Source organism: Enterobacter cloacae complex sp. 2024EL-00711 (assembly GCF_047529885.1).
Classification (GTDB): domain Bacteria; phylum Pseudomonadota; class Gammaproteobacteria; order Enterobacterales; family Enterobacteriaceae; genus Enterobacter; species Enterobacter ludwigii.
In genome coordinates, this window is record NZ_JBLIZC010000003.1 from 111865 (window position 1) to 134910 (window position 23046).

The 23046-nt window shown below is 57.2% G+C and carries 16 protein-coding genes; 7 read left to right on the plus strand and 9 right to left on the minus strand.

Going from position 1 to position 23046, the window contains the following annotated elements; all coding sequences use genetic code 11:
* Positions 1 to 66: 66 nt before the first annotated feature.
* The 4 genes from ACMVME_RS10530 to ACMVME_RS10545 all read left to right on the plus strand — a co-directional run bounded on the left by ACMVME_RS10530 (position 67) and on the right by ACMVME_RS10545 (position 3727).
* On the plus strand, positions 67 to 1203 hold the full coding sequence (locus ACMVME_RS10530) for a lactonase family protein (protein WP_068795278.1): 1137 nt from the start codon (positions 67 to 69) through the stop codon (positions 1201 to 1203).
* Between the two features lie 19 nt (positions 1204 to 1222).
* Positions 1223 to 3133: a BglG family transcription antiterminator gene (locus ACMVME_RS10535; RefSeq protein WP_020885405.1), complete on the plus strand. Its 1911-nt coding sequence runs from the start codon at positions 1223 to 1225 to the stop codon at positions 3131 to 3133.
* 77 nt (positions 3134 to 3210) lie between these two features.
* A complete protein-coding gene (locus ACMVME_RS10540) occupies positions 3211 to 3453 on the plus strand; it encodes a type II toxin-antitoxin system RelB/DinJ family antitoxin (RefSeq protein ID WP_047743215.1) in 243 nt (80 codons plus the stop codon).
* Positions 3443 to 3727, plus strand: coding sequence for a type II toxin-antitoxin system RelE family toxin (locus tag ACMVME_RS10545; RefSeq protein WP_044868799.1), 285 nt, complete (start codon positions 3443 to 3445; stop codon positions 3725 to 3727). The genes ACMVME_RS10540 and ACMVME_RS10545 overlap by 11 nt, the downstream gene beginning before the upstream one ends.
* Positions 3728 to 3730: 3 nt before the next feature.
* On the opposite strand, the gene nrdG is transcribed toward ACMVME_RS10545, so the two are convergent.
* The 5 genes from nrdG to ACMVME_RS10570 form a co-directional block, all read right to left on the minus strand.
* Positions 3731 to 4195, minus strand: coding sequence for an anaerobic ribonucleoside-triphosphate reductase-activating protein (gene nrdG, locus ACMVME_RS10550; RefSeq protein WP_044868800.1), 465 nt, complete (start codon positions 4193 to 4195; stop codon positions 3731 to 3733).
* A gap of 138 nt (positions 4196 to 4333) precedes the next feature.
* Positions 4334 to 6472, minus strand: a complete 2139-nt coding sequence (gene nrdD / locus ACMVME_RS10555) for an anaerobic ribonucleoside-triphosphate reductase (RefSeq protein ID WP_020885401.1) — start codon at positions 6470 to 6472, stop codon at positions 4334 to 4336.
* Between the two features lie 367 nt (positions 6473 to 6839).
* Entirely contained in the window at positions 6840 to 7412 is a 573-nt protein-coding gene (locus tag ACMVME_RS10560; RefSeq protein WP_032679517.1) for a PTS sugar transporter subunit IIA, read from the minus strand.
* A 1-nt stretch (position 7413) separates the two neighbouring features.
* Positions 7414 to 10011 (minus strand): glycoside hydrolase family 38 C-terminal domain-containing protein, encoded by a 2598-nt coding sequence (locus tag ACMVME_RS10565; RefSeq protein WP_068795277.1) that lies wholly within the window; start codon positions 10009 to 10011, stop codon positions 7414 to 7416.
* Positions 10012 to 10021: 10 nt separating this feature from the next.
* Positions 10022 to 11419, minus strand: coding sequence for a PTS fructose transporter subunit IIC (locus ACMVME_RS10570; protein WP_074439262.1), 1398 nt, complete (start codon positions 11417 to 11419; stop codon positions 10022 to 10024).
* 179 nt (positions 11420 to 11598) lie between these two features.
* Between ACMVME_RS10570 and ACMVME_RS10575 the strand changes: the two genes are divergently transcribed.
* Complete coding sequence (locus tag ACMVME_RS10575; protein ID WP_014168392.1) at positions 11599 to 12258, plus strand: MurR/RpiR family transcriptional regulator; 660 nt, start codon at positions 11599 to 11601, stop codon at positions 12256 to 12258.
* 8 nt (positions 12259 to 12266) lie between these two features.
* On the opposite strand, the gene ACMVME_RS10580 is transcribed toward ACMVME_RS10575, so the two are convergent.
* From ACMVME_RS10580 to treR, 4 genes are all read right to left on the minus strand, one after another.
* Positions 12267 to 13013, minus strand: coding sequence for an oligogalacturonate-specific porin KdgM family protein (locus tag ACMVME_RS10580; protein ID WP_032679522.1), 747 nt, complete (start codon positions 13011 to 13013; stop codon positions 12267 to 12269).
* A 134-nt stretch (positions 13014 to 13147) separates the two neighbouring features.
* A complete protein-coding gene (gene treC, locus ACMVME_RS10585; RefSeq protein WP_020885396.1) occupies positions 13148 to 14803 on the minus strand; it encodes an alpha,alpha-phosphotrehalase in 1656 nt (551 codons plus the stop codon).
* A 51-nt stretch (positions 14804 to 14854) separates the two neighbouring features.
* A complete protein-coding gene (gene treB, locus ACMVME_RS10590; protein ID WP_025205752.1) occupies positions 14855 to 16273 on the minus strand; it encodes a PTS trehalose transporter subunit IIBC in 1419 nt (472 codons plus the stop codon).
* A gap of 128 nt (positions 16274 to 16401) precedes the next feature.
* On the minus strand, positions 16402 to 17349 hold the full coding sequence (treR, locus tag ACMVME_RS10595; protein ID WP_014168396.1) for a trehalose operon repressor TreR: 948 nt from the start codon (positions 17347 to 17349) through the stop codon (positions 16402 to 16404).
* A 392-nt stretch (positions 17350 to 17741) separates the two neighbouring features.
* Between treR and mgtA the strand changes: the two genes are divergently transcribed.
* Together mgtA and ACMVME_RS10605 are read left to right on the plus strand one after the other, a co-directional pair.
* On the plus strand, positions 17742 to 20450 hold the full coding sequence (gene mgtA, locus ACMVME_RS10600; RefSeq protein ID WP_020885394.1) for a magnesium-translocating P-type ATPase: 2709 nt from the start codon (positions 17742 to 17744) through the stop codon (positions 20448 to 20450).
* 150 nt (positions 20451 to 20600) lie between these two features.
* Positions 20601 to 22985 carry a beta-N-acetylhexosaminidase gene (locus tag ACMVME_RS10605; RefSeq protein ID WP_068795276.1) on the plus strand — a complete coding sequence of 795 codons (2385 nt, stop codon included), beginning with the start codon at positions 20601 to 20603 and terminating at the stop codon, positions 22983 to 22985.
* The last annotated feature ends 61 nt before the right edge of the window (positions 22986 to 23046 follow it).

Here is a 23046-nt window from a genome sequence, read left to right on the forward strand (position 1 = left end):
CCCTCTCCCCTTTGGGGAGAGGGTTAGGGTGAGGGGCACAAACCGCACAAAACCAAAGGAGCCACCATGCACACCCGTAACCTGCTTGTCGCTTCACTCTCGTTACTCGCTACCACCGCCATCGCCCAGACGCAGTACGCCTGGGTGGGAAGCTACAACCCGAACGGCGAGGGGCTGTACCGCTTTACCCTCGACCCGCAAACCGGTGCGCTCGCGAATAAAACGCTGGTCAGCACGCTGCCAAACGCCGCGCAGCTCACCGTCTCGCAGGATGGTAAGACGCTCTATCTGGCGAGCGAAGTGGAGCAGGGCGTGGTGCAGGCGCTGCGCGTGGGCGATAACGGCGAACTGAGCGAGCTTAATCAGGTGGCGTCCGGCGGGGCGGGGCCGGTCTATCTCTCCCTGACGCCAAAGGGTCACCACCTGCTGGTGGCGAACTACGTCAGCGGCTCGATTGCTGTTCTGCCGGTTAATGCAGACGGCAGTCTGGGGGAGGCCACGGACACGCATCAGGATCGGGGAGAGCCGGGCGCGGCGAAACCGGCGGCGGCGGTGGAAGGCAGTTTTGCCATTAGCGATCACAATGGCCCCCATGCGCACATGATCGCCGCCGATCCGCGCGGGAAATACGTTTTTTCTACCGATCTGGGTCTGGATCGTATCTACCAGTACCGTTTTGACGATCAAACAGGCAAGCTGACCCCGAACGATCCGCCGTTTATCAGTGCCTCCTCGAAAGGGGCCGGTCCGCGGCATTTCGTCTTTACGCCGAAAGGCGATGCGTTATGGCTGATTAACGAAGAGGCATCCACGCTCACGCACTATACGCTGGATGCCCGGGGCAGGCTGCAGGAGGGGAAAACCCTCTCCGCCCTGCCACACGGCTATAAAGGCACCAGCTTTGCCGCCGGGCTGGCGCTCAGTGCCGATGGCAAACAGCTGTATGTGGCTAACCGTTTGCATAACAGCATCGGGCACTTTACCGTAACAGCGGATGGCACGCTGACGCATCAGGACGATGTGTGGACGCGTGGTGATTACCCGCGCACCCTGACGCTCGACAAACAGGGGCGCTGGCTGTACGTCATGAATCAGCGCAGCGACAACATTACCCGTTTTCGCGTGGCGCAGGACGGCAAACTCAGCGCCGAGCCGGACTATACCCCGGTCGGCAGCCCATCCCAGATGGTCATTTCACCCTAAGCCGTAAGAGGACAACCCCGTGCGATTTCCGAACCAACGTTTAGCGCAACTTTTCGATCTGTTGCAAAACGAGACGCTGCCGCAGGACGAACTGGCGCAGCGGCTGTCGGTCTCCACGCGAACCGTCCGCGCTGATATCACTGCCCTGAACGCGCTGCTGGCGAGCCACGGCGCGCAGTTTATTCTCAGCCGCGGCAATGGCTATCAGCTCAAAATTGACGATGCAGAACGCTATCAGCAGCTTCAGTCCTCCCACCCGCGCGCGCTGCGCATTCCGCGCACCGGGCCGGAGCGCGTGCACTATCTGGTGGTCCGTTTTCTTACCTCCGCGTTTTCGCTCAAGCTGGAGGATCTGGCGGATGAGTGGTTTGTCAGCCGTGCGACGCTGCAAAGTGACATGGTGGAAGTGCGCGAGTGGTTCCACCGCTACAACCTGACGCTGGAAACCCGACCGCGCCACGGCATGAAGCTGTTTGGCAGCGAGATGGCGACCCGCGCCTGTCTCACCGATCTGCTCTGGGAGCTGGCGCAGCAGGATAGCCTGAACCCGCTGGTGACCGACGTTGCGCTCAATGCGGGGGTGGCGGAGCAGATGGTTCCCGTGCTGCACGATGCGCTGACGCGGCATCACATTCGTCTGACTGACGAGGGCGAGCTGTTCCTGCGCCTGTACTGTGCGGTGTCGGTGCGTCGCATCAGCGAAGGCTATCCGCTGCCGGAATTTCACGCAGAAGATGTGGCCGAGAATGTCCGTGAGGCGGCGAAAGACATCGCTGTGACCATTCAACAGCTGGCGGATAAAGCGCTTTCGCCTTCAGAAGAGAGCTGGCTCTGCGTTCACATCGCGGCACGTCAGATCCAGGAGATTGCCCCCAGTGCCATTAATGCCGATGACGACGAAGCGCTGGTCAATTACATCCTGCGCTACATCAATACCCACTATAACTACAACCTGCTCAGCGACGAGCAACTGCATGCGGATCTGCTCACCCACATCAAAACCATGATCACCCGCGTGCGCTATCAAATCATGATCCCTAATCCGCTTCTGGATAACATCAAGCAGCACTACCCGATGGCGTGGGATATGACCCTCGCGGCAGTGTCGAGCTGGGGGAAATACACGCCGTATGTGATCAGCGAAAACGAGATCGGTTTCCTGGTGCTGCATATCGGTGTCGGGCTGGAGCGCCACTACAACATCGGCTACCAGCGTCAGCCGCGCGTGCTGTTAGTTTGCGATGCCGGGAATGCGATGGTCCGGATGATTGAAGCGGTGCTGCAGCGCAAATATCCGCAGATTGAGGTGACCCGCACGCTCACGCTGCGCGAGTATGAGCTGGCGGAACCGATCGGCGAAGACTTTGTTATCTCGACCGCCCGCGTGAGCGAAAAGTCTAAACCGGTGGTGATGATCGCCCCGTTCCCGACGGACTACCAGCTTGAGCAGATAGGTAAGCTGGTGCTGGTGGACCGAACCCGCCCGTGGATGCTGGATAAATACTTCGATGCCGCCCATTTCCGCATTATTGACAGGCCGATTGACCAGCAAACGCTGTTCCGGGAGCTGTGCGAGCAGCTCGAAGAAGAGGGGTTTGTTGGCGCGGAGTTTCTGGATTCGGTCGTTGAGCGAGAGGCCATCGTCAGCACCATGCTGGGCGACGGCATTGCGCTGCCGCACTCCCTCGGGCTACTGGCACAAAAAACGGTGGTTTACACCGTGCTGTCACCGCAGGGTATTGCCTGGGGGGATGAAACCGCCCACGTGATTTTCCTGCTCGCCATCAGCAAGCGCGAGTACGAAGAGGCGATGGCGATTTACGATATTTTCGTGACTTTCCTGCGTGAGCGCGCCATGTCACGGCTGTGCAGTTGCAATGATTTCGCCGGGTTTAAAGCGGTGGCGATGGAGAGTGTGAGCCGGTTTTGAGAGACGTTATCCAGAATTCGATGTAATGCAAATGTAATGCTAAAATGCATTACATATTCGATTTCACTGGAGGCATAATGGCCACGCTGAACGTCCGTCTGGATGACAAACTCAAAAACGAGGCTTATGCCGTGCTTGAAAAACTCAATATCACGCCAACGGAAGCCGTTCGGTTACTGTTTCAGTACGTTGCGGAGACGGGGCGTATGCCGGTGAAAACGGTCACTGTTAGCGACAGTGAAGATGAACTCATACAGACAGTCCGGGAGCGGCTGGCTAATCCGCAAAAAGGAGTTAAGGTTAGGCTGGATGACTTATGAACCCGTATTTGATCCGAGGGCGTTCAAGGAGTGGACCAGGCTGGGTGATACCGTAAAAAATCAGTTTAAGAAGAAGCTTGCGAACGTGTTGGTGAACCCCAGGGTTGAATCGGCTCGCCTGCATGGCCTGCCTGATTGCTACAAGATAAAACTCAGATCCCAGGGTTCTCGTTTGGTCTATCAGGTTCAGGACAACGTTGTGACGGTATGTGTTATTGCTATCGGTAAGAGAGAGAAATCAGCCGTTTCTCATGACGCAAACAAACGGCTTTAGCGATCACCGCAAATGATGCACAACCTGGTTGCTGCTGCCGCGCCAGATCAGCGCAGGGTCTTTTAAATCCTGCACAAACTTGCCGTCAACCAGCACGTTAATCAAATCCACCACTTCCCTCTGTTCAGCATTCAGTTCTTCGAGCTTATAACCCGTCCAGACCCAGATATCCTTTCCTGCACATTCGCGGCGAATGCGTTTTATCAGCTTCAGAATGTCCGGCACGTTTTGCGGGTGAAGCGGGTCGCCACCGGAGAGTGAAATCCCCTGGCGGGGAATGCGCGTGTCGTTGAGATCGTTGATGATCCGCTGTTCCATTTCCGCGGTGAACGGCAGGCCTGAATTTACGCGCCAGGTGCTTTTGTTGTAACAGCCGGGGCATTCATGGACGCAGCCTGAGACAAACAGAGTGCAGCGGGTGCCGGGGCCGTTGACGATGTCGACGGGATAGTATTGATGATATCGCATAAGAAGATGTCCAGAGTGTGTGTGCGCGGGTGCCCTCACCCCAGCCCTCTCCCACCGGGAGAGGGGGGAAACGTAGGTGCGCGTTCGGTTCCCTCTCCCGGAGGGAGAGGGGTAAGGTGAGGGGAAACCCCCGACGCCTTAACCGATCTGCCCATTCCCCAAATGTTTCACGCGTCGCTTAACCTCTTCCTGCTTACCGGCGTTAAACGGACGCGCATCGGGACTCCCGAGATAGCCACACACGCGGCGGGTCACCGAGACGCGAGCCGCATCGTGGTTACCGCATTTCGGGCAGGTGAAGCCTTTGCTGGTGCACTCAAACTCACCGGTAAAGCCACACTCGTAGCACTCGTCAATCGGGGTGTTGGTCCCGTAATACGGCACGTGCTGATAGCTGTAATCCCAGACATCTTCCAGCGCCTTCAGGTTGTGCTGAATGTTCGGATACTCGCCGTAGCAGATGAAGCCACCGTTCGCGACGGGCGGATACGCGGCTTCAAAGTCGATCTTGTCGTAAGGGTTCACCTTCTTCTCCACGTCGAGGTGGAAGCTGTTGGTGTAGTACCCTTTGTCGGTTACCCCTTCGACAATGCCAAATTCAGCGGTATCCAGGCGGCAGAAACGGTCACACAGGTTTTCACTCGGGGTGCTGTACAGGCTGAAGCCGTAGCCGGTTTCGTCTTTCCACTGGTCAACCGCATCGCGCAGGCGCTGAACAATGGCGACACCTTTTTCACGCAGGGCGTCGCTGTCATACATGTGCTGGTTGCCGAACAGCGCGTTGATCGTTTCGTGAATACCGATGTAGCCCAGAGAAATCGACGCGCGACCATTTTTGAAGATCTCCGACACGTCATCGTCCGCCTTCAGGCGCACGCCGCAGGCTCCTTCCATATACAGGATGGGCGCAACGCGGGCTTTCACCCCTTCCAGACGCGCGATACGGGTCATGAGGGCCTTACGTGCGAGCTGCAGACGTTCGTCCAGCAGCGCCCAGAAGGCCGCTTCGTCGCCTTTGGCTTCGAGGGCGATACGCGGCAGGTTGAGGCTGATCACACCGAGGTTATTACGGCCGTCGTGAACCTGTTCGCCGTTTTCGTCTTCATACACGCCGAGGAAGCTGCGGCAGCCCATCGGCGTTTTAAACGAGCCGGTCACTTTGACCACCTGGTCGTAGTTCAGGATGTCCGGGTACATGCGCTTGCTCGCACACTCCAGCGCCAGCTGTTTGATGTCGTAGTTAGGATCGCCAAACTTGTGGTTCAGGCCGTCGCGGATAGCGAACACCAGTTTCGGGAACACCGCTGTCTTACGGTTTTTACCAAGCCCGGAGATACGGTTGCGCAGGATAGATTGCTGAATCAGGCGTGATTCCCAGCTGGTACCCAGACCAAAACCGAAGGTCACAAACGGCGTCTGACCGTTGGCGGTATGCAGGGTGTTCACCTCGTATTCCAGCGACTGGAACGCGTCGTAGCACTCTTTTTCGGTACGGGAGTGCGCGTAGCCCTCGGCGTCCGGGATTTGCCACTCTTCAGCGGTTTGACGGTGTTTATTGAAGCTTGCCGTGACGAACGGTGCCAGTACTTCATCAATGCGGTTAATGGTGGTGCCGCCGTAAATATGGCTGGCGACCTGAGCGATAATCTGCGCCGTGACCGCAGTGGCCGTGGAGATGGATTTTGGCGGCTCAATCTCGGCATTACCCATTTTAAAACCGTGGGTCAGCATGCCTTTCAGGTCGATGAGCATGCAGTTGAACATCGGGAAGAAGGGCGAGTAATCGAGATCGTGGTAGTGGATCTCACCGCGCTCATGCGCCGAGACCACGTCGCGCGGCAGCAGGTGCTGACGGGCATAGTGTTTGGCAACAATGCCGGCCAGCAGGTCGCGCTGGGTGGGGATCACTTTGCTGTCTTTGTTGGCATTTTCATTCAGCAGGGCGGAGTTGGTCTGCTCCACCAGGCCACGAATCTCCTGATTAAGACGACCGCGTTTCTCACGCTGAACGTCCCGATCGTGGCGGTATTCGATATAGGCGCGGGCTAACTGCTTGTAGGGGCCCGCCATCAGTTGGTTTTCAACCGCGGTCTGGATCTCATTGATATCGACCTGGCTGCGTTCGTTCATCTGGCTGCTAACGACTTCTGCGACGGTGGCGCAGTAATCTGCGTCATCGACACCCGCTGCTTTAGCTGCACGCAGAATGGCTTCCTGGATGCGCTCTGATTTAAACGGCACTTTACAGCCATCACGTTTCATCACATGCGGTGTCATGATCACTCCATTTTTAAAAACAGGTTATCCACAAAGGTGGAGAAGTGTTCACCGGGCGTATTGTCAGCCAGGCCAGAGACTTCCCACGTTCCCAACGCGTGTTATCCACAATTCCGGAGAGCTGAGTCGCCGTCTTGTTGTTGGAATAGTAGACGATAAATACAATATGTTGGGTCGGCGTGCATTTTAAGTGCTACATATAGTGATTTGCATCAAACATGTTTGCGATTTATTTGATTCAGAACAAAGTAAAAAGACGAGAGTACAAACGACGGGCACTCCAGCGTTTGTAAAGACGAGAGGGAAAATTCTGATTAATTATTCAACAAAAACAAGCGCTCAGCAGCATGTGCCGAGCGCCAGTCGGTTAACTCACCCCGCATGCCCAGTTCAGTCCGGCCTGGAGAAAGGCTGCCGCCGCAATACTCCCGAGTATCAGCGGGATAACAAGTGAGCGCCCGGGTTCGGCGTCCGCGTTTTGTGGCGTTTCTCTGCGCAACGCGGACAGCGCTTCTTCGCCGGTGCGCGCCGCCAGAAGCGCGTTACGCACGCGCTCTTCCGCCAGCGAACTGGTCAGCGTCGTCAGCAGCTGCATATGCGTACTGCCGGCCTCGGCGTGTGGGATGGCGAGCAGAAAAACCATCCTGACCGCTTCATCGCCTTCCAGCCCCGGCCAGATAACCGGCTCATCAAAAAGCGCCAGGCAAAACGCCGCCTGCTGCACAGCGTCTGATTTACCGTGCGGAACGGCCAGCGCTTCGCCCAGCGCGGTGGGACCTTCACTTTCGCGGTGTAAGACGCTCTGGATAAAGGCGTCTTTATCGGTGATGACGTTTCGCCCGACAAGCGGTTCGGAGAGCCAGCGGATCAGCGCTTCAGGCGTGCGGCAGGGTGGGTTAATAAACACCAGTTCGGGGTGCGTGAGTTCAAGCAAGTTCATGTTAAGCCTCAATCAAAAAATCACAGGTCGCAGAAGGGGGGATCGTCGTCACCGATGGCACGTGTTCTTCCAGATAATTGAGCTGGGGACGCTCTGCCAGGCCAGCCGGAACAGGGACAGGCTGCGTCCCGGCGTTGAACACGCGGGCGATCGTGCCAGGCGATCGTTGCGCATGGGGCAGGGCAGAAAGAACGAGCGGTTCCGGTAAGGCGAATAACGAAAATTCTGCCGGCAGTGTGCGTTCGGGCAGGCGCAGCGAAAAACGCTCAAGCCGGTTATCGAGGGTATGCAGCGTTTGCCGTTGATAGGTGAAGGGGTGACCCGTCGCCTGATTCTCCAGCTGGCGCAGCGTCAGATGGTCTGCGTTGTCGGCCAGCGCCACGGTGAAGGAAAAGTGCAGCGGTTTGAGCAGCTGCGCATCGGGCGTGTCGACCACCGTATTGTTAATGCCAGACGCCCGGCCGGGTCGCCAGTCAAGATCGCTGCGCCCCAGTACGCCGGTTGATTTGAATAAGGTCAGGGCAATGACTGCCGGATCGCGTCCAATAACCTGAAACTCTTTCATGCCGTGGCTATTCACGACCAGCGCTTTGCCCGCTTGCGCGATAGCGATAATGCCCTCGCTGGTTTCGATATCCACGGGCTTCTCGCGATAGCGCTCCTGCCAGTGAGTCTCGTCGTACCCCGTTTCGCGCTCGATTATCGAGAACGGCTGCGAGGCGAGGGAGTGACGGGTGCAAATATCGCTGTTGATCAGTAAACGCAGCCGGTGATCGCAGTGGCTGTTTACCAGCGAGCTATCAACATGCAGGTTCGGATCGTCGTGACGTAATTCGCACACTATGCGCATTGATAACGGCGTGCGGGTATTTTCCCGGCGTCCAGCGAGATCCGGCGGCAGCGACATGACCGCCTCAAGCACCATCGTTTGGCAAAGAGGGGTTTTGCTGCAGTCGATCAGCGTGAAATGCGCGCAGCGCGTCGGTTCATCGCCCGGGAGCGGCGAGAAATCATAGCTGTCTCCGGCATCCGCGCAGTCTTCAAGACTGAATAACGACGTGATGCGCCTGGCGCTGCGCTTGTCTTCAAGCACCAGCGTACCGGCCTCCAGCGTCAGTCGATAAACCGTATTCTCTATCGCCTCTCCTTTCGCGGCGCAGGTCATGGCAAACGGAGCCGGCGTGTCTTTTAGGTTGACGGTGATATAGCCCACCGGCGGCAGGAGAGGCGTCTGCAGAACAACATGCCAGCGGAAATAAGGCGGAAGGTGTGTTTCGCGTTCGCCCTCACAGGTGAGGGAGATGGCCGTTCCTCCAGGTAACGTCTCGCGTTCCAGAACGTCGAAGGGCAGCGGCTGGCCCTGATACGTCAGGGTGATATTGTCGGCCTGACTGTACAGGGTGGTGTGGATCACGCAGCGGGTCGGGGTGGCCAGCGGGTTGAAAATGAGCAGGTCACCCTCCTGACAGCATGCGGCGGCCAGTGACTTCACCACCAGATTCCACAGGCTGTGACAAAGCTGCTCTGTCTGCTCGAGCCGATGAAGAATGTCGCGGTTTGTGGCATCGCTGTTGCAGCCACCCATGGAGTCGTGGGCATGGCTTCGCAGAAGCTTCTTCCAGAGGGTGTCCACGACCGGGAGCGTGACCGGAATGCCCTGATGACGCGCCATGGCGATGGTGGGCTCCAGCTGTCGCAGGATGAACTGCTCGATGTCGGCATTTTTCTTTTTGATATCGTAACGCACAGACCCGATCGTTTTGTGAATGCGGGTGTAGCGCGGCGATTTCAGCTCACCTTCCCATAACGCCAGTTGTTCCCGTTTTGTGCGCAGCAGTGCGACGTACTGCTCCAGCGAGCTGAGGACGTAACGGTCCTGCGTGGGAGAGTGCGCGCTGGCAGCCTGCAGGATATGCGGCAGCGCCGGGTCGATGCTGACCTGATCGCCGCCGCAGGGCAGGAGCAGGTCGTCAATCTGCGACCGTGAACGCAGCAGATCCACCATCGGGTAGATCTTGCCGTGCAGATGGCTGGCCTCCGCGCGCATGTTCTTGGCCGCACCATACCCCAGCGCCATTGCACAGGCGATGATGGTTGCACCTGACGGCGCGCGCCAGAGAAACTGGCTGTTTTTGGCCTGAGTGTCGTGGTCGACACCGCGCCAGAAAACGATATTATCGATATTGCAGCCCTGCAAAATCGTGGGCATCTGCGCGTTATGCCCAAAGGTATCCGGCAGATAACCGACCTGCATGGCATGCCCCAGCGCCCGAGCGGCGAAGATGCCGTATTTGAGATTGCGGATAATCGATTCGCCGTGAACGTTGTAGGTATCCGTCTGGGTGAACCACGGCCCGACAAACACGCTTTTCTCCCTGACCAGTTTTTCCAGCCGGGGCCGGTAATCGGGATTGATGGCGAGAAAGTCATCCACCACCGCCATCTGCCCGTCAAGGTGATAGCACTGCCAGGCCGGGTCCTGCTCCAGCGTCTCGATGACCTCCGCAAAGTTGTATGACGCCAGCACCATGCTGTCCTGGCGGGTGAAATACCACTCCTGATCCCAGTGGGTATGGGCTATGACGTGGATCTGGCTCATTGCGCTCTCCTTATCTGGCGTTCTTTGGGCTGAGATAAAGCACGCCCAGGGCGCAAATCAGTGCGCCAATAAAGACGCTTGCCAGGTACCCGACCACATTGGTCGCCAGCGGCCAGCCCCAGATAGCCGGCAGGGGCAACGTCTGCTTCACGCCGAGGGCAATCGCCACCAGCGCACCCGAGACGGCTCCTGTCATAAACACGGGGATCAGACGTGGGTTTTTCAGGATGAACGGGATAGCGCCTTCTGAAATACCGATAAAACCCAGCAATAACGAAGTGCTGCCAACGGTTTTCTCTTCACGGCTGAACACGTCCGGCAGGCCAAAACGCCCATTGAGGAACGCGGCGAGGCCTACCCCAATAGAAGGAATCACGATGGAGAGCTCGCGGGCGGTTAAATCAAATGTCTCGCTCATGCCGTTCAGGCCGAGCGCGACCGATCCTGCCGCCTTGTTGACCGGGCCGCCGAGATCGAACGCGGTACCCGCGGCGATCATGGCCGAATAGAAGCCGCGTCCGGTATCACCCGCCGAGGTAAAAAAGACCACCATCAGCTGGTTAAGCGAACCAAAAATCGGGTTGATCAGATATTCCATTACCATCACCAGCGTAATACCGGTGATCAGCGGAACGACCAGCATGGTTTTTAGGGTGGTAAGCTGCTGTCGGACGTGAATGGCATCATTCAGCCAGCGCACCAGATAGCCGACAAAAAAGCCGATGCCAATTGCGCCGAAAAAGCCGGAGGACATAAAGCCTTCAATATCAAAAAAGCGTTTGTAGACCTCATCTGACATGATGCCGCCGATCAGTCCGGGGATCAGCGCCGGTTTACCGGCAATGGAAAAGGCCAGATACATCGCAAAGATCGGGTACATGAACTTGATGGTCATAAAGCCCATTTTATCCAGCACGCTGAACGGCGAATGCTCAATGTTAATAAACTGCCCGGTAATTTTGGCCGTCGCCATCATCAGGCCGCCCATTACCACGACCGGTAACATATAGCTGATGGCCGCCATGATATGGCCGATAAAAATCTGGTAAGCCGAACGCTGAATGGCGTCTTCGTCCGCCACAGTGGTGACGTTTTTCTGCATGGCCAGCGCCTGACGCAGGTAGCGGTCGGTATTTTTAATCAGCTCTTGCGTGCGGATCTGAAGGTGAGGAACGTGTTCAAAACGTTCTGCATCCTGAATGGGAACGTCGGTTGCAAGAATAATGGCCGTGGCGGAGGCAATATCCTGTTTCGTTAATCTGTTTTTTACGCCGTCGCTGCCCTGCGTTTCGACCTTGACCTCAATATTATGCTCTTTTGCCCATGCAATAATTTTACTTGCCGCCATAAACGTGTGCGCGATCCCTGTAGGACAAGCCGTTACAGCGATAATTTTTTGATTCATCATTGTAATAATTCCCTGGGTGTGAAAATAGCGAAAGTATAAAGAGAACTTAAAACAGTGTTTAAGGTTTGCTAATACTAATTACGTATCGTCATACGCTATGTTGCAATATGTGAAGCGCCTTCCAGAGACTATTTCGCTATTCTGCTAATATCCTGTTAGGTTTTAACAGGACGTAATAAATGAATTCATTTCAGGGAAGTGAACGGTTGATATTTGAATACATCCAGCACCACGCGCGCAATATTTCTGATATATCGGCAAAAGAGATTGCGCGTGATACTTTTACAACAACCACCTCGGTTAATCGTGTCTGTAAGAAAATGGGCTATAAAAGTTATACCGAGCTTCGCTATCGGTTTTTACGCGACCATTTTACGTCTGTCCCTGCCGAGCCTGCGATGGGGCCGCAGGCAGACGATATCGTGGTGGACGTGTCCCGGTTACTGACCCATTCCAGCCATATCTATTTATATGCACGCGGGGCGTCTCTCACCAGCCTCAACTACCTGTCGCGTTTTTTGTCACTGGCGAGCCTGCCGCACCTGATTCTGAATGATATGCACCAGTTGACCCGGGTATCGAAGGGCACGCTGGTGTTGATCAGTAAATCCGGGGAGACGCAGTCGCTGATTGAAATGGCGCGTAACGCGCTGCGTAAAGGGCTAAAGATTATTGCGATTACCCGTCAGGGTTCGACGCTGGCCGGGCTTTCGACTCTGTGCTGGCCGTTGTCGATTGATATGAATGCCGTCTCGTTATACCAGCGAGAGGGGCAGCTGGACCTGTTAAGCGCCGTCGATCGTATCGGCTGCAGGCTTCTGCAGCACGATACGGAGTAGGCAGGCTGTCAGAGCTGTTTCACGATACCCAGACGAATGGCGTAATCATTTTCATGATTACCATCCTGAGTAAGGTAGGTTTTATCCAGCGATACCAGTTCGACGTAAGGCGTCCAGCCGTCGTCGAGCTTGTAGTTGAACGCTACGGTGTGCTCCCAGTAGGTATCATCCCCGGTTCCCTGATCGACATTATCCTGCCAGCGGAAGCGCGGGTTATAGGACATGCCGAATTTCCCGATGTTGTACGCGAACCACAGGTCGAACTGGTGTGACTCGCGGCGGGTGTAGCCGCTACCGTCCAGGCGTTTGTCACTGTGCGCGTCGTTAACGGTGTTATAGCGGTAGCGGGCAGACAGGTTCAGGCCGTTATCGAACGTTTTCCAGCCCTGGATGAAGGGGCGGTAATGCGTATTGCTGGCGGTAAAGACGGTCACCATCCCTGGCGCGATGGCGAACCCATTTCCCAGATCAAAACGCCAGCGCGTTTCGATTTCCTGTGCTGCCTCCGTTAACCCTTTTTCGTCCGGATTATATCGGTCGGTATCACCAAAGAACGTATCGTTATGGTTTTGCGCCGCTTCGACGGAGAAGTAAAAACCGTTATCAGCCTGATGCATCACTTTAATACGTGAATCATTTACGTCTGAGCGCGTATTATGACCAAAGCGAAGATCGACGGAGGTATTTCCGCACCATCCCTGGGTACTTAATAATAATGCGCTAATACATGTTGCTTTAATAATTGTCTTTTTCATAATGTCCTGCCGAGGTTATTTAAATGGCAGGGCTATTCTTATTTTGGCACACCGTGAAGTAAAAGTTATCGTCGTACATTTAGCGTATCGCTAAACATAAAAAAAGAGATACAGCTGGCTGTATCTCTTGAGGGTTATTCCTGTATCCACCAGATGGCTTCAAACGGGCGCAACAGCAGGTTGTCGGGCTGAGGGGGAGCATCCGCATAGTTGCTCAGTGCGACCCGCCAGGCTCCCTGTACTGACGCGGGAACCCATTGCTGGCGCTCACGGCTCAGGTTTGCCACCACCATCAGCGTCTGGCCCTGCGACCGCCGGCGATAGCACCACAGGGAAGGGTGGTCGGGCAGCAGATCTTCATAATCTCCCCACGTCAGCACCGGCAGGGTTTTACGCAGGCGAATCAGCGTCTGGTAGGTGTAAAACACCGAATCAGTATCGTCCAGCGCCGCACGGGCATTGACCGTCTCATAGTTGTCGCAAACGCCAATCCACGGCTCACCCTCGGTAAAGCCCGCACTGTGTGTGGCATCCCACTGCATTGGCGTGCGGCCATTATCGCGGGATTTACTCGCCAGAATAGCCAGCAATTCTTCAGGGGCGCGACCGTTGGCCCGCAGTTCAGCGAACATATTAAGGCTTTCAACGTCGCGGTAATCGGTAATACGGCTGAAGTGCGGGTTGGTCATACCCAGCTCTTCGCCCTGGTAAATATACGGGGTGCCCTGCATTCCGTGCAGCACCATGCCGAGCATTTTCGCGGCGTGGGGACGGTACTCCCCTTCATCGCCAAAGCGCGACACAATGCGCGGCTGATCGTGGTTACACCAGAACAGCGCGTTCCAGGCTTTGTTGTGCATGCCCTGCTGCCAGTGGCGGAAGAGGGTTTTCAGCGCCACGAAGTCCGGCCTGGCCAGGGTCCACTTTTCGCCGCCGGGGTAATCCACTTTCAGATGGTGGAAGTTGAAGGTCATCGACAGCTCGCGCCCGTCGAGAGAGGCGTATTGCTGACAGTTTTCCAGCGAGGTCGACGACATCTCGCCTACCGTCATCAGGTTTCGCGGGGTAAAGACGTCGCGGCTCATCTCCTGAAGATACTCATGAATGCGCGGTCCGTCGGTATAGAAGCGACGGCCATCGCCCACGGCGTCATCCGGGAAATCCTGGTCTTTGGAAATCAGGTTAATCACATCGAGGCGTAAACCGTCCACGCCACGGTCGGCCCAGAACTCGCATACCTTTTTCAGCTCGGCGCGCACCTGCGGGTTTTCCCAGTTGAGGTCCGCCTGCTCGGGGGCGAACAGGTGCAGATAGTACTGCTCGCTCTCGGCGTGCCAGCGCCAGGCATTGCCGCCAAATTTGGAGCGCCAGTTATTGGGCAGTTGTTCCGGCGTACCGTCGCGCCAGATGTAGAACTGGCGATACGGGCTCTCTTTATTCAGCGATTCCCGGAACCAGGCGTGCTGCGTTGAGGTGTGATTGAACACCATATCCAGCACGATACGAATGCCGCGTTGATGGGCCTGCGCGACCAGCTCGTCAAAATCATCCAGCGTGCCGTAGGCCGGGTCGATGGCGGTGTAATTCGCCACGTCGTATCCGTTATCTACCTGCGGGGAAATATAAAACGGCGTCAGCCAGATGGCGTCGATGCCGAGGGTTTGCAGGTAGTCCAGCCGCTGCGTGACGCCGCGTAAATCGCCGGTACCGCAGCCCGTCGTGTCCTGAAAACTCTTTGGATAGATCTGGTAGATAACGCCGTTCTGCCACCAGTGAGGAAGGGTATTCATAATGCGTTCCTGCAAATGCGAAGGGGCGCAACTGCGCCCCGAAAGATGAAGTTAAACAATCTGCAGCGCGCCCTGACGGTACTTACGCTGGTAAACCACGGTGGTGAGAGCCATTGGAACGACAATCGCGATGACCATCGCCAGGGAAAACACCTGCCAGAAAGCGGGCTGGATGGAGAGAATACCAGGCAGACCGCCGACACCGATCCCGTTCGCCATCACACCGTACAGACCGCATACCAGGCCTGCCAGACCGGAGCCGATCATCGCGCACAGCATCGGGAAGCGGTATTTCAGGTTGATACCGTACATCGCCGGTTCGGTGACGCCGAGGTAGGCGGAGATGGCGGCCGGAACAGAAATCTCACGCTCGTTATGCTTGCGGCTGACCAGGATAATGCCCGTGACCGCCGAGGCCTGCGCAATGTTAGACAGCGCGATGATAGGCCAGACCGGCGTACCGCCCAGGCTCTGAATCATCTGCATATCAATCGCCAGCGTGGTCTGGTGCACGCCGGTGATCACCAGCGGGGCGTACAGGAAGCCAAACAGCATGGCACCAATCGGCGCGAAGCTGCCGGTCATCAGGTGACGTACCGCGAAGGCAACGCCGTCGCCAATCATGCGGCCAAACGGACCGATAAACGCATGGGCGAGGAAGACGGCCAGAATAAGGGAGCAGACCGGCACCACCACCAGATAGAGGTAATCCGGTACGATGCGTTTCAGGCGCGTTTCAATAAAGCCCAGCGTCAGACCGGCCAGCAAGGCTGGGATCACCTGCGCCTGATAGCCCACTTTCGCGATGGTGAACAGACCGAAGTTCCACACCTCAGGCACCTGCTGACCAAGTAAGTAAGCGTTCATTAACTGCGGAGAGACCAGCGTGACGCCCAGCACGATACCCAAAATCGGCGTGCCGCCCATTTTGCGCACCGCTGACCAGCAAATCCCGACCGGCAGATAGAAGAAGATCGCTTCGCCAATCAGCCACAGGAAGTCGTAAACGGTTTTCAGCGCCGGGTACATCTGCGCCAGGGTTTTGCCGTCGCTCATCGGCACATCACCGATAACGTTGCGGAAGCCCAGAATCAGACCGCCGCTGATCAGCGCCGGGAGCAGTGGGAAGAAAATCTCCGCGAAGTGGGAAATTAACTGCTCGTGCCATTTCATATTCTGGCGTGCAGCTTTCTTGGCTTGCTCTTTGTCGGCTGAACTGTGCCCGGTTGTCGCCAGCAGAGCCTGATAGTAATCGCCCACTTCGGTACCGATGACGACCTGGAACTGACCGGCGTTGGTAAAGCAGCCTTTGACCATGGAAAGCGCTTCAATGGCTTTCGGATCGGCTTTGGCCGGATCGTTCAGCACGAAGCGCAGGCGGGTAATGCAATGGCTGACGGTCGCGATGTTTTCACGGCCGCCTACCAGGACAATCAACTGGTCGATATCTTCTTGTTTGACTTTACTCATCATGAAACCTCATGACCGATGGTGAGGGGGGTAATGACCTGAGCGCAAGCCTACTCCTTCAGCGTGACGGCGAAAATGGGAACGTTCCCGAAATTGGGCGAAGATCACAATAAACTGATAAACGAGGGTTATGAAAGGTGGGCGGGAATCACGATCTGACGCGGCTCAGCACGTCCGTTAATTTGCTCAATCAGCTGTGCCGCGGCCTGCCTGCCTGACTCGGCGTAGCCCGGATCGACGGTGATAATCTCCGGGTGCAGAAACTTCATCAGCGGCGTACTGCCTACGCTCGCGATCTGCAGCCCTTCTATGCGTTGCTCCTGAAGATATTTACTCGCGCCCAGCGCCAGGGTATCGGTGGCGCACACCAGCGCCGTGGTCTGCGGGGTCAGCACGCTGGCGACCTGCTCGTAGCCCTGTTTCATTCCCAGACCCGGCAGAGACGCAACGGCGGAAAGGTTGTGCTGTTTACAGAAGGTCAGGTAGGCCTCGTGACGCCGCTTGCCGGTGGTAACGTCCGCATGCGGTACGCCGAGGTAGCTGATATGGCGATGGCCTTTATCGTACAGACGCTGCATCAGGGTAATAATCGCCCCCTCATCGTCGTAACAGACGGAGGCAAAACCGTGGGCATCGCGCGCCAGCATCACCATCGACGCCTGCCAGGGCTTCAGCATCTCCTCTTTGATGCCGGTAAATCCGAACAACACCACGCCGTCAATGTTGCGCCGCTGGAGCATACCCAGATGCTCTTCAACCAGCTGCGTGGAGAACTGGCTCTCCATCATGATTGGGTCGTAGCCCTGCTCATAAAAGGCGGGCAGCATGGTCTGAACGGCGAGGTTCTCGGACAGGGAATCCAGACGCGAGACGATAATGGCAACCACTTTGTCACTTTGCCCGCGCATGGCGCGCGCAGAGCGGGAAGGGGAAAAACCGTGCTGATTCATTACCGCCTCGACGCGCTCGCGGGTGCGTTCGCTGACACCGCTCTCATTGTTGAGCACGCGCGATACGGTGGATTTCCCCACGCCGCTTAAACGCGCGATGTCTTTTATCGTAAGGCGGTTCTGCATGCTGTATTCCCTGTAACAATGACAACGTGGTCAGTAGAGCCTAATGCTATAGCGTGTTTTCGCTATGGGCAAAGTCTGGTTTACGTTCGGTTTATTTGCGGGGGAGTATAATACCGCCCGAATCGCCGCAAACGGTACGGTTAAATCCTTATACTGCGCGGCGGCACCTTACTTTTTTACTTACCGGAGGTGACATGGATCCCGATCCCACGCTTCTCCTGAACGGGAGCGTTCTTTCTTTCCGGTAAGCCAGCCTTTGTGCTGTCTCACCGGTATGTGAGGCAGCAACGTCCTGCACGTTCCTGCTTAAAACATTAAGTGCCTGTCAGGTACGGCCTTGCCACGCCTGCAGGAAATACTGTGTCCGCGTTTGCGGGCGCGGGGGAATGACTATGTTTAAAAATATCACCCGGCAGCTGCAGGCGATGCTGAGCCGCCACCTGCCACATCGTCTTGTTCAGCGCGACCCGCTGCCAAATGCCAAAAATATGGCCTCTGCAGCGATCCCTGCTTCCCTGAGCCAACGCTGCCTGAACGTGGCGGCGATGGATGAAAACGAAGTCTGGCGTGCCTTTGGCGGGCATCCGGAGGGGCTGAACGCGGCGGAAGTGGAAAAAATCCGTGCCGTGCATGGCGATAACCAAATTCCAGCGCAAAAACCGGCGCCGTGGTGGGTGCATCTGTGGACTTGCTACCGTAACCCGTTCAACCTGCTGCTGACCGTGCTTGGCATTATCTCCTATGCCACCGAAGATCTGTTTGCCGCCGGGGTTATCGCCCTGATGGTGGGGATCTCCACGCTGCTGAACTTTATTCAGGAGGCCCGCTCTACCCGCGCGGCAGACGCCCTGAAAGCGATGGTAAGCAACACCGCAACCGTCTCGCGCGTCATTAACGATCTCGGGGAGAACGCCTGGGTTGAGCTGCCTATCGACCAGCTGGTGCCGGGCGATCTGGTGAAGCTGGCGGCCGGCGACATGATCCCCGCGGATTTACGTATTCTTCAGGCGCGGGATCTGTTCGTGGCGCAGGCCTCGCTGACCGGCGAATCTCTGCCGGTAGAAAAAGTGGCGCGCACCCGCGACCCGCAGCAGATGAACCCGCTCGAGTGTGACACCCTCTGCTTTATGGGCACTACGGTGGTCAGCGGCACGGCGCAGGCAATGGTCATCGCTACCGGCGGCAACACCTGGTTTGGACAGTTAGCCGGGCGCGTGAGCGAGCAGGAGAGCGAACCGAATGCCTTCCAGAAGGGGATTGGCCGCGTCAGCATGCTGCTGATCCGCTTTATGATGGTGATGACGCCGATTGTGCTGCTGATCAACGGCTATACCAAGGGCGACTGGTGGGAAGCGGCGCTGTTTGCGCTCTCCGTCGCCGTAGGGTTAACGCCTGAAATGCTGCCGATGATTGTCACCTCCACGCTGGCGCGCGGGGCGGTCAAACTGTCAAAACAGAAAGTGATCGTCAAACACCTGGATGCCATTCAAAACTTTGGCGCGATGGACATTCTCTGCACCGATAAAACCGGCACGCTGACCCAGGACAAAATTGTGCTGGAGAACCACACCGATATCGCCGGTAAAACCAGCGATCGCGTGCTGCACAGCGCCTGGCTGAACAGCCACTACCAGACCGGGCTGAAAAACCTGCTCGACGTCGCCGTGCTCGAAGGCGTGGATGAAGAATCTGCCCGCACGCTCTCCGGGCGCTGGCAGAAAGTGGATGAGATCCCGTTCGACTTCGAGCGCCGCCGCATGTCGGTGGTGGTGAGCGAGCATCCGGACGTGCATCAGCTGATCTGCAAAGGCGCATTGCAGGAGATCCTCAATGTCTCAACCCAGGTGCGCTATAACGGCGACATTGTGCCGCTGGATGAAACCATGCTGCGCCGTATCAAGCGCGTCACCGATAACCTGAACCGTCAGGGGCTGCGCGTGGTGGCGGTGGCGAGCAAATTCCTGCCTGCACGCGAAGGGGACTATCAGCGTATCGACGAATCCGATCTGATCCTCGAGGGTTATATCGCATTCCTCGATCCGCCGAAAGAGACCACCGCGCCTGCGCTGAAAGCGTTAAAGGCCAGCGGCATCACCGTGAAAATCCTTACCGGCGACAGCGAGCTGGTGGCCGCCAAAGTGTGTCATGAAGTGGGGCTGGATGCGGGTGACGTCGTTGTGGGAAGTGATATTGAGCCCCTCTCCGATGATGCGCTGGCGACGCTTGCGCAGCGCACCACGCTGTTCGCCCGGCTGACACCCATGCACAAGGAGCGCATTGTCACCCTGCTGCGTCGCGAAGGGCATGTGGTGGGCTTTATGGGCGACGGCATTAACGATGCGCCCGCCCTGCGTGCGGCGGATATTGGTATCTCTGTAGACGGTGCGGTGGACATTGCCCGTGAAGCGGCGGATATCATTCTGCTGGAAAAGAGCCTGATGGTGCTGGAGGAGGGCGTTATCGAGGGACGTCGCACCTTCGCCAACATGCTGAAGTACATCAAGATGACCGCCAGTTCCAACTTCGGTAACGTTTTCAGCGTGCTGGTGGCGAGTGCGTTTCTGCCGTTCCTGCCGATGCTGCCGCTGCACCTGCTGATCCAGAACCTGATGTACGATGTCTCTCAGGTCGCCATCCCGTTTGATAACGTGGACGACGAGCAGATCCAGAAGCCGCAGCGCTGGAATCCGTCCGATCTGGGGCGCTTTATGCTGTTCTTTGGCCCGATCAGCTCCATCTTCGACATTCTGACCTTCTGCCTGATGTGGTTTGTGTTCCATGCCAACACGCCGGAACACCAGACGCTGTTCCAGTCCGGCTGGTTCGTGGTAGGGCTGCTGTCGCAAACGCTGATTGTGCATATGATCCGTACGCGTCGCATCCCGTTCATCCAGAGCCGGGCCGCGTGGCCGCTGATTGTCATGACCGGTATCGTGATGGCGCTCGGCATTGCACTGCCGTTCTCGCCGCTGGCCAGCTACCTCCAGCTGCAGGCGCTGCCGCTGAGCTACTTCCCGTGGCTGGTGGCGATCCTCGCGGGCTATATGGTGCTGACGCAGATGGTCAAAGGCTTCTATAGCCGTCGGTATGGGTGGCAGTGATTTCCCCCCTCTCCCGGCACGGGAGAGGGGTACGTTTCCTCCCAAATTCAACAACCTGTGATCTCCGTCAGCGCATTCGCTTGACGACAAAATGAGCGCATGTTAACTGAATGTTTTGCCTTTATTTGGCCCGTCAGATAAGGAACATTCATGTTACGGTACAGTCTCTTAACCGCCGGGCTGATGCTCGGCGCGTCAGCGTTTGCCGCTCCGGCAGGCGACCTTCCCCTGATGCCCTGGCCTGCGAAGGTTGAACGTCCCGCGACGCAGGGCGCACTGGTACTCAACAACACCCTTTCCGTCAGCGTTACCGGAGACGACCTCGGCGACGCGGTCAACCGTCTGCGCCAGCGCATCGCCCTGCAAACCGGCTGGACGCTACAACCGCAGGCCGTTAAACCGGACAAGCCCACCATCCGCATTGCTATTACCAAAAAAGTGAAGCCGCAGCCGCTGCCGGACAGCGATGAGGGCTATACGCTCACGGTCGATGCCAGTGGCGTGGATATCACCGCCAACACCCGTTTTGGCGCGCTGCGCGCCATGGAAACCCTGCTCCAGCTGATACAAAACGGGGCGGAAAACACCTCTCTGCCGTGGGTCACTATCGAGGATTCCCCCCGTTTCCCGTGGCGTGGGCTGCTGCTTGACTCGGCACGACACTTTATCCCGCTGCCGGATATCAAGCGGCAGATTGACGGTATGGCGGCGGCAAAACTCAACGTGCTGCACTGGCATTTGACCGACGATCAGGGCTGGCGCTTCAGCTCGACACGCTATCCAAAGCTCACGCAACTCGCCAGCGACGGGCTGTTTTATACGCCGGAACAGATGCGCGACGTTGTGCGCTATGCCACCGAACGCGGCATCCGCGTGGTGCCGGAGATCGACATGCCGGGCCACGCCTCGGCGATTGCCGTGGCCTACCCGGAACTGATGAGCGCCCCGGGACCGTATGTGATGGAACGCCACTGGGGCGTGCTGAAACCGGTCCTGGATCCGACAAAAGCGGCGACCTATCAGTTTGCGGAGGCGATGGTCAGTGAACTGGCGGCGATCTTCCCCGATCCGTATCTGCATATCGGTGGCGATGAGGTGGATGACAGCCAGTGGAAAGCGAACGCTGCCATTCAGCAGTTTATGCGCGACAACACACTGGCAGACAGCCACGCCCTGCAGGCCTATTTCAACCGCAAGCTGGAAAATATCCTCGAAAAACACCACCGGCAGATGGTGGGCTGGGATGAAATTGCTCATCCTGATCTGCCAAAAAGCATCTTGATCCAGTCCTGGCAAGGGCAGGACGCGCTGGGGCAGGTGGCGCAGAAGGGCTATAAAGGCATTCTCTCGACCGGCTTTTACCTCGATCAGCCCCAGCCCACCGCCTATCACTACCGCAATGAAATTGTGCCGCAGGGGTTAAACGGCGAGGATGTGATTGGCGACACCGACAGCGCTCAAAGCTGGTCATTCACCATGCCGCGTCTGAAAGGCAAGCCGGTGAAGGGGAGTTTCACCCTGGTGAAAGGGGATTCCGGCTGGCGTGGATTTATTGATTTCGCCGGGAAATCCCGTCGTGCGGTACAGGATATTGCGTGGCGCGACGACAATCAGGTGACGTTTACCGTCGATACCTGGATGGGCGAAACGCGCCCGGTGGTGTCGGTGGACAACGATAAGCTGAGCGGCTATTTCCTGGTGGGCAATGCCCGCTATCCCATTGACGGCAAGCGCCTGGACGATATCCCCAAAGGCATCCCGCCGGTGGTACCGGACGCCGCTCATCAGGTCAACCTGCTCGGCGGGGAAGCCGCGCTGTGGGCGGAAAACGTGGTCGCACCGGTGCTGGATATCCGCCTGTGGCCGCGCACCTTTGCGGTGGCGGAGCGGTTATGGTCCGCGCAGGACGTTAACGATGTCGACAATATGTACACCCGCCTGCAGGCGATGGACAGCTGGTCGACGGTCTCGGTCGGGCTGCAGCAGCATACTCAGCAGCAGGTGCAGTTCACGCGTCTGGCGAATAACGCCGATACCCTTCCGCTGCAAATCCTCGCGCAGGCAATCGAGCCGGCGCAGTATTACACCCGTCAGCATCTTAAGTTCCAGGCCGGAAATTACCATCAGTTCGAACCGCTCAACCGGTTTGCTGATGCGCTCAACGCCGAAAGTGCCACGGTGCGCCAGATGAACAAATGGGCTGACCGCCTGGTCAGCGACGCGGAAGACACGGAAAGCGCCGACGCGCTGCGCCACGTCTTCAACCGCTGGCAAAGTAACACCAGCGATGCGCTGGCATTAAGTGAAAACAGCTACGCACTGAAGGCGATTAAACCGGTTATTCAGGAGGTGGATAAGCTGGCCTCGATTGGCCTGCGGCTGACGGATCTGGTGGCGCGTCAGGGGACGCTGGATGACAACGAGATTGCCTCTATTCAGGGCGAGCTGGATAACGCGGCGAAAATACAGGATGAAGTGGTGATTGCGGCGGTGTATCCGCTGGAAACGCTGCTACGGGCGACGCGGAATCAGTAGTAAAACGCCCGGTAGCGCGTTGCCTGCCGGGCACAAAGGCAGCGTCGGCTGCCCCTGACTG